This is a genomic window from Leucobacter sp. 7(1) (assembly GCF_900163635.1).
Classification (GTDB): domain Bacteria; phylum Actinomycetota; class Actinomycetes; order Actinomycetales; family Microbacteriaceae; genus Leucobacter.
Genome location: NZ_FUID01000106.1, coordinates 1 through 12,532 on the forward strand (window position 1 = coordinate 1; position 12,532 = coordinate 12,532).

9 protein-coding genes are annotated in these 12,532 nt (G+C 67.6%); 2 read left to right on the forward strand and 7 right to left on the reverse strand.

Annotated elements, in window-relative coordinates; translation table 11 throughout:
- A partial coding sequence (locus FM113_RS18260) for a hypothetical protein (RefSeq protein WP_176387293.1) occupies positions 1 to 3,470 on the reverse strand: 3,470 nt, incomplete at its 3' end.
- Positions 3,471 to 3,952: 482 nt separating this feature from the next.
- On the opposite strand from FM113_RS18260, the gene FM113_RS17695 reads away from it, so the two are divergent.
- Positions 3,953 to 5,197, forward strand: a complete 1,245-nt coding sequence (locus FM113_RS17695; protein ID WP_087016307.1) for an RNA polymerase sigma factor — start codon at positions 3,953 to 3,955, stop codon at positions 5,195 to 5,197.
- 8 nt (positions 5,198 to 5,205) lie between these two features.
- On the opposite strand, the gene FM113_RS17700 is transcribed toward FM113_RS17695, so the two are convergent.
- The 5 genes from FM113_RS17700 to fepB are packed head-to-tail and all read right to left on the reverse strand — an operon-like array spanning position 5,206 to position 10,125.
- Positions 5,206 to 6,036, reverse strand: coding sequence for a siderophore-interacting protein (locus FM113_RS17700; protein ID WP_087016309.1), 831 nt, complete (start codon positions 6,034 to 6,036; stop codon positions 5,206 to 5,208).
- A gap of 15 nt (positions 6,037 to 6,051) precedes the next feature.
- Positions 6,052 to 6,957 (reverse strand): ABC transporter ATP-binding protein, encoded by a 906-nt coding sequence (locus tag FM113_RS17705; protein WP_254909082.1) that lies wholly within the window; start codon positions 6,955 to 6,957, stop codon positions 6,052 to 6,054.
- 10 nt (positions 6,958 to 6,967) lie between these two features.
- Complete coding sequence (locus FM113_RS17710; protein ID WP_254909083.1) at positions 6,968 to 8,002, reverse strand: iron chelate uptake ABC transporter family permease subunit; 1,035 nt, start codon at positions 8,000 to 8,002, stop codon at positions 6,968 to 6,970.
- 35 nt (positions 8,003 to 8,037) lie between these two features.
- On the reverse strand, positions 8,038 to 9,084 hold the full coding sequence (locus FM113_RS17715) for an iron ABC transporter permease (RefSeq protein WP_087016339.1): 1,047 nt from the start codon (positions 9,082 to 9,084) through the stop codon (positions 8,038 to 8,040).
- A 39-nt stretch (positions 9,085 to 9,123) separates the two neighbouring features.
- Complete coding sequence (fepB, locus tag FM113_RS17720; protein ID WP_087016315.1) at positions 9,124 to 10,125, reverse strand: Fe2+-enterobactin ABC transporter substrate-binding protein; 1,002 nt, start codon at positions 10,123 to 10,125, stop codon at positions 9,124 to 9,126.
- Positions 10,126 to 10,330: 205 nt separating this feature from the next.
- On the opposite strand from fepB, the gene FM113_RS17725 reads away from it, so the two are divergent.
- The gene (locus FM113_RS17725) at positions 10,331 to 11,716 is read left to right on the forward strand and encodes a helix-turn-helix domain-containing protein (protein ID WP_176387294.1); all 1,386 of its coding nucleotides are present in this window, start codon (positions 10,331 to 10,333) and stop codon (positions 11,714 to 11,716) included.
- Between the two features lie 22 nt (positions 11,717 to 11,738).
- On the opposite strand, the gene FM113_RS17730 is transcribed toward FM113_RS17725, so the two are convergent.
- Entirely contained in the window at positions 11,739 to 12,449 is a 711-nt protein-coding gene (locus FM113_RS17730; protein WP_087016319.1) for an MgtC/SapB family protein, read from the reverse strand.
- Positions 12,450 to 12,532: the final 83 nt, after the last annotated feature.

Consider the following 12,532-nt stretch of genomic DNA (forward strand, 5'->3'; position numbering starts at 1 on the left):
GAGGTCGCATCCGCGTTCGCGGCCTTCTCCGCAGCAGCCTGAGCCGCCGCGTTGCTGTTGTTATCAGCCTGCGCGGTAGCCGCAGCCGAGGCCGCAGCATTCGCGTTCGAGCCCGCACTGGCGTTCGAACCTGCACCGGCGTTCGAACCAGCACCAGCGTTCGAGGACGCATCAGCGTTTGCCGCAGCCTGCGCCGCACCGACAGCCGACGCATTCGCGTCAGACGTCGACGATGCCGAAGCATCCTTCGACGCATCAGCGTTCGCCGCGGACTGCGCAGCAGCCGCAGCGGTCACATCCGCAGCAGCCGAAGCCGCCGACGTCGCATCCGCGTTCGCGGCCTTTTCCGCAGCAGCCTGAGCCGCAGCGTTGCTGTTGTTATCGGCCTGAGCCGTTGCCGCAGCCGACGCTGCAGCATTCGCGTTCGAACCAGCACCAGCACCAGCACCAGCGTTCGAGGACGCATCAGCATTCGCCGCGCCCTGAGCCGCACCAACCGCAGACGCATTCGCGTCAGACGTCGATGATGCCGAAGCATCCTTTGACGCGTCAGCGTTCGCCGCGGACTGCGCAGCAGCCGCAGCGGTCACGTCCGCAGCAGCCGAAGCCGCCGACGTCGCATCCGCATTCGCGGCCTTCTCCGCAGCGGCCTGAGCCGCAGCGTTGCTGTTGTTATCGGCCTGGGCCGTTGCCGCGGCCGAGGCTGCAGCATTTGCGTTGGTGTTCGAGCCGGAACCCGCAGACCCCGACGCATCGGCGTTTGCCGCGGACTGAGCCGCAGCAGCAGCGGTCGCATCCGCCGCAGCGGACGTCGCCGCGTTTGCAGCCGAGGAAGCGTCAGCATTCGCCGCAGCCTGAGCCGCAGCAGCAGCCGTCGCATTCGCGTCAGTCGTCGATGACGCCGAAGCATCCTTCGACGCATCAGCGTTCGCAGCCGACTGCGCAGCAGCCGCAGCGGTCACGTCCCCAGCAGCCGAAGCCGCCGACGTCGCATCCGCGTTCGCGGCCTTCTCCGCCGCAGCCTGAGCCGCAGCGTTGCTGTTGTTATCGGCCTGAGCCGTCGCCGCAGCCGACGCTGCAGCATTCGCGTTCCCACTTGTGTTCGCAGCGGAACCGGCAGACGCCCCAGCATTCGTGCTCGCGTTCGCACCCGTCCCGGCGCTCCCGGACGCATCCGCGTTTGCCGCGGTTTGAGCCGCAGCCGAAGCGGCCGCGTCCGCCGCTGCAGACGCCGCCGCGTTCGCGGCGGACGATGCATCGGCGTTTGCGGCAGCCTGCGCCGCACCGGCAGCCGAAGCGTTCGCGTTGCTCGTCGACGTTGCCGACGCGTCCTGCGAGGCGTTTGCCTGAGCCGCAGCCTGTGCTGCCGCAGCGGCGGTGACATCAGCGGCAGCACTCGCGGCCGAGGTGGCGTCCGCGTTTGCAGCCTTCTGTGCTGCGGCCTGAGCCGCGGCGTTGCTGTTGTTATCCGCCTGTGCAGTCGCTGCAGCCGAGGCCGCAGCATTCGCGTTTGCGCCAGCACCGGCGTTCGAGGACGCATCGGAGTTCGCAGCCGACTGGGCCGCAGCACCCGAGTTCGCGTCCGCCGCAGCCGAAGCCGCAGCGTTCGCCGTCGTCGAAGCGTCAGCGTTCGCGGCTGCCTGGGCGGCCCCAATAGCCGATGCGTTCGCATCGGTTGTGGCGGTCGTCGACGCGTCCTGCGACGCATCGGCCTTCGCCGCAGCCTGAGCCGCAGCGGCAGCGGTCACGTCGGCCGCAGCAGATGCCGTGGAGCTCGCATCCGCGTTCGCTGCTTTCTCGGCAGCGGCCTGTGCCGCAGCGTTGTTGTCGTTGTCACCCTGCGCGGTTGCCGACGCGGACGCCGCAGCGTTCGCGTTCGCACCCACACCGGCGTTCGACGACGCATCGGAGTTCGCAGCCGACTGGGCCGCCGCACCCGAATTCGCGTCGGCCGCAGCCGAGGCCGCAGCATTCGCCGCGGTCGAGGCATCGGCGCGCGCCGCAGCTTGAGCTGCGGCTACTGCAGACGCATTCGCGTCCGAGGTGGCAGTTTCTGAAGCGTCCTGCGACGCATCAGCGTTTGCCGCGGACTGCGCCGCAGCGGCAGCCGTGACGTCCGCGGCAGCGCTTGCCGCCGACGTCGCGTCCGCATTTCCGGCCTTCTCCGCAGCGGCCTGAGCCGCAGCGTTATTGTCGTTGTCGCCCTGCGCAGAGGCAGAAGCCGACGCCGAGGCGTTCCCATTCCCTGCATCGGGAACCTCGCATCCGAAGCCGCCAGGGCTCATAGAGGCCTCGACGTCTGCGCGCTCGAAGCCGAGCTCCGCACTCGCCAACCCACTCGGGAGGATCGTCGGGATCGATACGATCTGCAGCGCCGCGGTGAGCCCGTTCAGCGCACCGGATGCTCGCGAGCCGTCGGATTCCTCGTGGATCCCGGTTGCGCCACCGTAGGTGAGCTCGCCATCCACTACATACATCATCCATTCAGGCAGGATCTGGCTCAGCTCAATCTTCAGATTGGGCTTGATGGTGAGGTGCGCCGAGCCAATCTTGATTCCCATATCGGGGAGGTCCGTCACGATCACCCGAGCACCGTCAGGTTGCCCCGTCGCACGGGCAGTGATCTCCGCAGATTTCTCGGCGTTGCTCCCCCACGAAATCGCGAGATTGTCGCCAAGCAACCGGATATCTGCGAAGTCCCACGTCGCGGTCGTTTCGACAGCCATTGCAGTGGAGCACTCCGCTGTCGGTGCCGGCACCAACTCGATCTTGTTCGTGTTCAGCCCCAGGTTCCCCTGTGCCAGCGGAAATATTTGGTCGAGCCCCGGAACGAACCCGTTGAGAGTGTCACCGAGACCGGTCAGCAACTTCAGCGAACCAATCGTCTGTTCACCGGCCGCGAGCACCCCGCCAGCGGCGAGGGTTTCCGAGGTCCAGTCGGTCCGGGCGGCGCCCGTGAACACGTCCAGCGTGCCAACGATGGGGATCTCGATCTTCCCCCAGTCGTTTACGGCCTCGTCAACTGGCCGGATCGTTGTCGAAAAGGCCTCTGCTGAGGTCAGCGCAATAGGAGCACCGATCGCACCGATTCCGATCGGCGCAGTCCGCGCATAGGCCCGGGCGTTCGGATCGCTCGACACGGCACCCGGCACCGCGTATTCCCCGGGCCCCGTTCCGTAATAGTCGCTCAAGCCCTCAGAATTGACGACCGCAACGTTCTCGCCAATGTTTGCGCGGATGTTGATGACGTTACTGATCACGCCGAGGCCAGCATAGACGCCGTAGTTCCGCGCCGCCCCGCTAAATGAGCCGACATCAGTTTCAGGGACGGGGTCAGGAACAACCGCTGCTGCCGGCGCGACCGAGCTCAGACACGTCGCGAGTACGGCACCAGTGGTCAGCGCGACAGTGAATGCCGACTTTTTCCCCTTGGATCGTTGTGATCCACGGTCTTGCGGTTGTGAATTCATGCACATTTCCTTTGGTCAGTGTTGCAATGGCCTCACCACGACTTCGGCTAGAGCAGAACTCCTCCCGATATCGGGCAGGCCGCATCCAACAAATTCGTGGCCGCAACCCGCACACACCTGCGCAACTCATGCACCCGCTTGAGAGCGGCGGAGTTTGCACGGGTCACGTCAAATGCGCGCATGGGGCTACAGGTTCAAGACGTGCGGCCACACAAAATCTGTCGCCGGCACCATCAGCGCCGACTGCAACACGCCCGGGATTCGCGTTCGCGGGCCCTCGTGCGACAGACTCCCGTCTGTCATGCGTCCTCTGAGTGGTGGTCATCGCCAGCGCCTCCTCAGTGCCGACCTGACTGCTGCCCGTCTCAGAAGACGCACCCGCGCTGTCTGCGGCTTGACGCTGCGGTGTTCGTTCTCCCACCACCTCCCGCCCCGCTCCTACACGCATCCTGCACTTCCCCGGATTCAAATAGGACACCTTTGTGGAATCACAGCAAGAACTGGAGCTCACCGCACGCGCCCGAGCGGGGGACCTGGGTGCTTCGCACACCCTGATCACCACTCACCTGCCGTATTGGAAACGCTCTGCGCGCGCGATCGCGTCGCGGGAAGCCGATGCCGAAGACCTCGTGCAGAGCGCAATCGCCCAACTCCTGGCACTCTGGCGACGCGGGGACGGGCCGACCTCCAACGTGCGCGCTTACGTTTCGGTGATCATGCGCAACGCCAGCAACTCGTATCTGAGGTCGCCGCGGGCGCACTGGGAAAGCATCACCGAGGCGCCCGAGAAACAGGTGCGCTACGTTCCTCCGGAGTACGCGCAGATCGATATTCAGGTCGAACGACAGGCCGTGCGCCGTGCGATGGGAACGCTTTCGGATGAGCATCGCGAAGTACTTCTCGAGGTCACCGTCAACGGGCGGAAGCCCGGCGAGCTCGTCGACGATCTGAACCGTCCCGCACCCGCGATATCGAACCTTCTCGCGCGAGCGAAAGTTGCACTCCGCCGTTCCTTGCTCGTCGACTACCTCTCGACCGGAGATGCTGCGTGTCGGATCAACGCCCCCGCAATCCCCCGCACGGTCAAGTTTGACTTCGGGGAGCACGACCCGCAGGAACAGGGCATGCCTCACGTCTGTGGGTGCGCAAAATGCAAGCAGAGCTGGCGTCGATTCGCCGCGATCTCAACAGCATTGGCCGCGGTCCCGGTTCTCGCGCTGACCCAACAACTGGCCCTATCGGCCCCGATCCTCACCGCGGCAGCCACACTGCCTGTGCTTGAGCACCTCGCCTACCGCCAGGTGACGCGAGCGCGCCGCATGCTCGGATTGAGATTCTTGCCCGAGCGGCGTGACACACCCGCGAGCGCGGGGGGCCGGCACCACGACTCTGCGAATTCTGTGCGGGGACGCACCCGCTTCGGGCGTGCCCCCGCCCTGGTGCTCGGGCTCGCAGGGACGGCCCTTATTGTCGGGTTCTTCCTCCAGGTGCACTCCGCTTTCGCCGCCCCTTCAGCGCTGAGTGGCGCGAGGAATGCGGAGCTCAGTCGGATCGATGCTCCCGGGATCGGCCTCCCGGCACCAGCCATCCCAGATGAGCCCCTGCTCCAGGCGGGCGCTCGGGGTCGGAGCGATGGAGCGCCCGATCCCATCGCCTTGTCGTTGGGAAGGAGCGCCCCCGCGTCATCACTCACATTTGCCGAGAACCCGCGGGCCTCGGTGAGCTAGCATCCCGTTCAGATCGCGAGCGCGAGGTCGTCGAGTTCGGTGACAGTGCCACCCTCGGCAAGCGCCGCTTCATAAGCGATGAGGCGCTGCGCATCGATCTCCGTGTTCGTGGTACCGCGCTTCCAATACCCAAACACTGCAACGTCGTCCTTCGACAGGCCCGCCTCAGTGCGGAAGAAGGAGCGCACCTGTCGCATCTCGTCGCGCTCACCTGCACCCCAGACGACCACGGCGCCAGGGTCGGTGACCGTCGCGAGTTGCGCCCCAAAGCCAGCTCCCGGGGCGAGGCGGGTCAGGGTCACACCGGGGAGTTCTGGCAGTTCCCCGAAAGCAACCTCATCGTCGGTGGCAACCCACCCGCGCCCGGTGAGGCTCGGGTCTGCCTGGGCGAGGATCGCGACGAGTGCGGGCAGCGAGGTCGCGTCGGCGAACAGCACCGCCTCGCGTCCCTGAGTCTCCGGGATCGTAAAGTGTGGCCGCGGACCTCCGAACTCAACGGTGTCGCCAAGGGCGAGCGTGCGGAGCCACTGCATCATCGGGCTCTCAGCTCCGTGCCGCACAACGTCGACATCGACAGTGCGCGCCGCAGTGTCCGCGGAGCGAACCGTGTAGATCCGAGAGGTAGATCCGAATCGCTCGTCGAGGTAGAAGCGGATCGCTACGTTCGGTCGCTCCCACAGGGGTTCCTCGCCGAGGCCCGGCACCGCGAGGGTGACACGAACGAGGTGCGGCGTGATCTCGCGGATAGCTCGCACCGTTGCGGTGTCGAGTTGCAGGCCACGGTTATGGTCCTCGGATCGAATGGCAGCGGAGCGGTGCAGTGGGGTGTTGGCGGTCATAATGTCTCCTCTTGGTCAGGCGGGCTGGTGAGCCGCAATGGGTTGTGACGGGTATGTGGTCGGGGAATCGGATGGCTTCGGGCCACGGGTGCCGGCGCGACGATCGCGAGGGATGATGAGGGGGCTCCCGGTTTCTGGATCTGGCAGGACTCGAGCCTCGAGCTCGAAGACGTCGCGGAGCAGCGCCGCGGTGACTACCTGCTCCGGCGTGCCCTGGGCGACAATCGCACCGTCACGCATCGCCACGATGTGAGTGGCATAGCGAGCGGCGAGATTCAGGTCATGCAGGACCGCGACAAGCGTGCGGCCGCCCTCGTGCAGCGTTGCACACAGGTCCAAAACATCGATCTGATGCGCAATGTCGAGGTAGGTTGTGGGTTCGTCGAGCAGCAGGATCGGCGTTTCCTGCGCGAGGGTCATCGCGATCCAGGCCCGCTGCCGTTGACCTCCGCTGAGTTCCTCAATGAGGCGGTCCGCATGCTCGGTCATTCCCACTTCGGCGAGCGCCCCGGCGACGGCGCGCTCGTCCGCAACGTTCCACTGCCGCAGCAGACTCTGATGCGGGTTGCGGCCTCGCGCCACGAGATCGGCAACGGTCACTGCCGCCGGCACCGTAGCGGCCTGCGCGAGCGTGCCAATCTGACGCGCTGCGGCCTTCGTGCGGAACCCCGCAAGATCGTGCCCGTCGAGTGTGACCGTGCCGGATCGCGGGCGGAGCAAGCGGGCGAGGGAGCGCAGCAGTGTGGACTTCCCGCAGCCGTTGGGGCCGATGATGACGGTGAAGCCACCGGTCGGGATCTCGAGGCTGAGATCCGTCAGGACGGGCCTCTCCCCGTAACGCACGCTCAGGTGTTCAGCGCGCAAACTTCGTGGCGCCGCGAGGCGAGCCGCGGGAGCCGGTGTCGGTGTGTCAGTGGTCACAGCAGTCCATTCAGATACGGCGGGCGAGCAGCCACAGCAGGTAGATCCCGCCGAGCACGCTGGTAACGAGCCCGACTGGGGTACGAACACCCACATCCAGGTGTTGGGCAAGGAGATCGGCGGCCGTGAGCAGCACTGCGCCAACAACGGCGGAGAGCCCCACCAGTACCCCGGGGACCGGGGCGAGCCGACGAGAGATTTGCCCGGCGGCAAACGCGATAAACGCGATCGGCCCGGCGGCAGCTGTCGCCGCGGCCGCGATGGCCACGGCGACAAGCATGACAAGGAAGCGCACCCGCTCAACACGCACCCCCACGCCCTGGGCACTGTCGTCACCCATTTCCATCAGCGCCAGCGGGCGAGCAAGTCCGCAGAGCACCGGCACGGTCACAGCTGCGACCAGGAGCAACGTGACCACGTGGATCCAGCCTCGGCCGGTGAGTGATCCCGCGCTCCACAGCTGCGCGAGCATCGCATCGTCGAGATCGGCGCGGGCGATCAGCAGCGCGGACAGCGCAGACACGATAGCCCCGACCCCGATCCCCACGAGGACAAGCCGTATGCCACCGCTGACCCCGTCGCGCCGCGCGAGCCAATACACCGCGAGAGCCGTGAGAATCCCGCCGATCACGGCGGCAGCCGCCGTCGCCAGCATCCCACCCCCGAGCACAACGATCTGGAACACGGCCGCGGTGGCCGCACCAGCGGTGAAGCCGATGATGTCGGGAGAACCGAGCGGGTTCCGGGACAGGGACTGAAACACGGCACCGCTCATGCCGAGCAGCCCGCCGACAAGCGCCGCGGTGAGCGCCCTCGGAAGGCGTCGCCCCAGCACCGAACGGGTCGCCGACGGGCTCGCTTCCCCGCTCAGAACCGCGGCGAGCCCGCCAAAGCCGGGATCCCGCGCTCCAATCATGAGTGACGCAACGATGATTGCGACAAGCACCAGCGCACCGATTCCGCCCACGACAAGCGCCCGCGACCGGACCCGGATCGAGTAGGGCCCCACCCGGATCACGGTTCCCGAGGGCCCTGGTCCTGCCACGCGCAACGGAGTTCCTGCGCCCCCCGGTACGGCGGTCACAGCGCAGCCACCCGGCGCGAGCGCACGAGCGCGACGAACAGCGGGCCACCGAAGAGCGCTGCTGCGACCCCGGTTTGTAGCTCAGCCGGAGCCACGAGGGCACGGCCCAGCGTGTCCGCGACCACGAGGATTGTCGCCCCGAGCACCAGCGACGCGGGCAGCAGCCGGCGATGCTCATTCCCAGTGAACCTGCGAGCGATGTGGGCCGCCCCGAGCCCGATGAACCCGATGGGACCCGCCGCCGCGGTTGCCGCGCCGGAAAGCAGCACCACGGCGAGCGCGGCACCCAGCCGCGCTCCGGCAACGCGCGTGCCGAGCCCGGTTGCCACCGCGTCGCCCAGCGCGATCGCGTTCAGCGGGCCGATCAGAGCGAGGCCCAGCAGCGTCCCCACCGCAAGGAACGGGAGCACCGTCAGGATCACCTCGAAGCCTCGGCCCTGCAACGAGCCGATCGACCAGAAGCGGAAGGCGTTGAACGCCGCATCATTGCTGAGGAGGACCATCTGAGAGAGCGCACCGATCACGATCGATACGGCCGTTCCCGCCAGCGCGATGCGTACGGGCGCAGCGGCCCCACCGCGCGCGGTGCCCAGAAAATACACGAGCACTGCGGCGGCGGCAGCACCGGCGAACGCGAACCAGATGTAGTTCCCGACGCTACTCACGCCGAAATAGGCGATCGCGATTACCACGAACAGTGCGGCACCGGCGTTCACACCAAGAATGCCGGGGTCTGCGAGCGGGTTCCTGGTGACCGACTGCATCAGGGTTCCCGCGAGCCCGAGCGCGGCCCCAACAACGAGGCCGAGCAGGATCCGTGGCAGGCGAGACTGCACAACGACGAGGTGGGCGTCGTTTGTAGGGTCGTAAGCCGTCAGCGCAGCGATAACCGTCGCCGGATCGATCCGGAGTGAGCCGAGCCCCAGGCCCAACACGGCAGTGACAACAAGCACCGCTCCGGATCCCCCGATCAGCACCGCGGTGCGCCGCGCAGACGCGACGTGTCGGACCTGTCCCGCGCCGCGAGCGCGTATAACAGTCATACCGGGGGCCGTCGGGGGAGCGGAGCGGAGCACTCGCGACTACTTTCCGAACGCGTTGACGAGCAGCTCGACAGTCTGCTTCGCGCTGTAGTAATCCAGGCGGAAGGACTGGGTCCCGAGCGTGTAGACCCGATCCCCCGCGACGGCGGGCTGGTTCGCGAGCAACGGATCAGCCGTGAATTCCGCGACGGGGTCGCCGCCGTTCATCGCAACGGTGAAGATCGTCTGGGCACCGGCGAGACCCGTCGCCGCGTTTTCGCTCGTGAGGATGTCCACGCCCCGGCCCCCTTGACCGTCCGCCCGGAATTCCTCGGCCACCGGCTCGTACGTGAAGCCGAGCGAGCTGAGGAGCTCAGCCTGCGGGCTGTCCTCCGTGAACGCCCACGACCCCTCGGGCCCCATGTAGACGAGTGCCGTGGTCGGCTGTTCCGGCACCGAAATCTTGCTCGCCTGTTCGGCTACCCAGTTGTCATACTCGGCGATGCGCTCGGTGGCTTCCTCTTCGAGACCCGTGATCTCGCCGAGTTCGGTCGTGAGCTCCTGCCACGTGATGCTGCTGTAGTCGAGCAGCACAGTGGGAGCGATCTCGGAAAGCTGCTCGTAGGCGTCACTCGTCGCATCCCCGCCGTTTGCGGATCCGATAATGAGGTCCGGCTCGAACGCGTCGATCGCATCAAGATCGACGGTCAGATTCCCGTACGCGACCTCGATCCCGCGATCCGACGCCACGTCCGCCCACTGGGTGAAGAAGCCCTGCTCGTCGGTCATCGGAGACACCATCGCCGCGGCGGTCGCCGCGAGCGGAGCATCGATTGCCAACAAGCTGCCCGTGATCGACGGGGAGGTCGACACGATGCGGAGCGGCTCTGCCGGAATTTCAGTCTCGCCCAGTTCATGCTCGATTGTGCGCGGGAACCCAGCCCCCGCGGTCGCGGCGTCGCCCGCCGCAGAATCGGCGGGTGCCGCAGCCCCTCCGCTACAGCCGGTCAGCAGGGCCGCGGCGGCGGCCAGGGCAATCAGGGGGATGAGTCGTTTGGCCACGCGGCCACCTCCGGGCAGTGTCGATCGAGATGCGCGGGCGAAGCGCCACGCGATACCATTGAAGTTAGTAGACCCTTACCTACATATGTTGATTGCGAGCGACACCGTGTTACCAGGCCCCAAGCCACCGGCGCCTCCCGCGCGACTTGCCGAACCGTCGCTGTACACCGCGCTGCGAGGGACCGTGGAGATTCGGGTGTCTGGCATGACACATCGCGTCGAGAGCGGCGAAGGCCTCTGGGTGCCCGCGGGCGGAGTCGTCGAGGTCGCTCCGAGTCCGGGCGCGGTACTGTTGCCCACCCCAGCGCTTCCCGGAGGGCCATCGGGACCCACTCGCGTGCGCGTGACCCCCGCCCAGATCCCAGGCCTGCTCCACGAGTTCTCCTGCTCGCTCGGCCATCTTGCGGGGGCCCAAGAAGCCGCCATCGAGGTGCGCACTGTGGGCGCCACCCGGCTCACGGCCCCGCCCGCCCCACAGTCCGACGATCTACACGACCTCGCAGAGCTCCTCACGGACGACCCGGATCTGAACGTCGCCGACGCGATCGACGCCGCGGTCGCGGGCTGGAGCGTGCGCACCGTGCAGCGACGCTTCGCCGCCGAGACCGGCCTTACCCTCAGCGCATGGGTGCGGCGAGCGAGGATCAGCGCGGCGGCGGACCTCATCGCGCGCGGGCGCAGCATCGAGTGGGTGGCGCACCGGGTCGGCTACCGCAGCGTCGCCGGGTTCACCCGCGGCTTCGCAGAGGTGGCCGGGCTCACCCCCGGCCAGTGGCGCCGCGCGGTCCACACCCCCACGGACGGCACCGCGGAGCTCCGTGTTCCGGGTTCCTGGGAGCGCCGAACACACCGCACGTGGTCCCGCGTCAACGGGGCCCATATCGCCGTCTGGGCGGCCGACGGCCCGGTGCAGATCACCACGGGCACCCGTGCGGTCACCCTGCAGCCAGGCGAGGCCGTAATCCTCCCCGCGGGCGTCCCGAATGACATCCTGATCCCCCCGGGTTCGCTGTTGCTCCCACTCGGGTTCCGCTCGGGTGAGAGCGGCGCAATCGGTGCCCCGCTCCAGCCGGCCCAGCTGGGGCGCTGGGGGTGTACGGCCGCGCTTCGCGCCGTTGAGTCGATGCTCGCGGCCTACACCCGCGTAGGGACTCACCTCGTGGATCCGGCGCGCGGTTTTCGGGCCGTACTCACTGGCTCCCAGCAGTCCCCCGTGAACGACGAGGACGCCATTTTGGCCGCCCTCTCGAGCCTCGTCGCCCGCGACTCGACAAGCTCCGGAACTGACCTGGCTGCACAGCTGGGGGTCTCCGAGCGTGAACTGCGCCGGATCGTGCTGGAGCGCGCCGGTGATTCGTTCCCTGCTTGGCTGCGCCGGTCACGGATGACGCGGGCCCGGAACCGGCTCGGCGCGGGCGAGTCCTCCTCCGAAATCTCCCGCACCCTCGGCTACGCGCATCTCCCCGCGTTCTCGCGCGCCTTCCGTGCGGTGCACGGGGCCGGGCCGAGCACCGTTGGCATCACTGATCTGCGACGCAGGCACGCCGCGTGGGGGCGAGAACCGCTCCGCTCCGCGGCGAGCGCAGCGTAGCCAGAACCGGCAAGTCCCCTGGCTAGTCTTCGCCCTCGAATTCCCGCGCACGCCACCGGACCGAGGTCACCTCGGGCACCGGAACAACGTCCGCGATCGCCGCTTCGAAGGCCGCGTCACTGCGCTCCAACGCCGTCAGGCGCGCGGTGAGCTCCACCTCGCCGGTTGCGAGATCATTCGCTTCAAGCGAGTGGACCGTAAACTCCGGTCGCTGCAGCGCGGCAACAACGCGGGAGCGGATGGTCACCTCTGCTTCGGAGATGGACCGCACCACAAACACGTACTCCGTCATCGCGGGCTCGCGCGTCACACTGTGCCCGCGTCGATCCAGCAGCCGCCCGAGCGGCCGGAGGAGGAGGTTCGACAGCATGACCGCCGCCGTGCCGCCGACAGCGACAAGGATCATCCAACCGCCGGCGAGCGCTCCCACCGCCGCGGACGCCCAGAGGGTCGCCGCGGTATTCAGTCCAGAGACTGACACCCCCTGGCGCATGATCACCCCGGCACCGAGGAACCCGATGCCCGAGACAACCTGGGCGGCCACGCGTGTGGGGTCCGCGCCCGGACCCTCGAAGCTGAAGGCCCCCATGATCACGAAGAGCGCCGCTCCGAGACTCACAAGCGCGTTCGTGCGTAGGCCCGCGGTGCGGGACCGGATTTGGCGTTCAAAGCCGATCGCGGCGCCGAGCGCGAGGCCGGAAAAGATTCGCAGGGCAAGGTCAAGTGTCTCCATGGGGAGCCTCGTTTCGTTCAGAAGTACGGGCAAGTCGGGTGGAACTGCGGTGGGCCGGGGCATGTCGCCCCGGCCCACCGCAA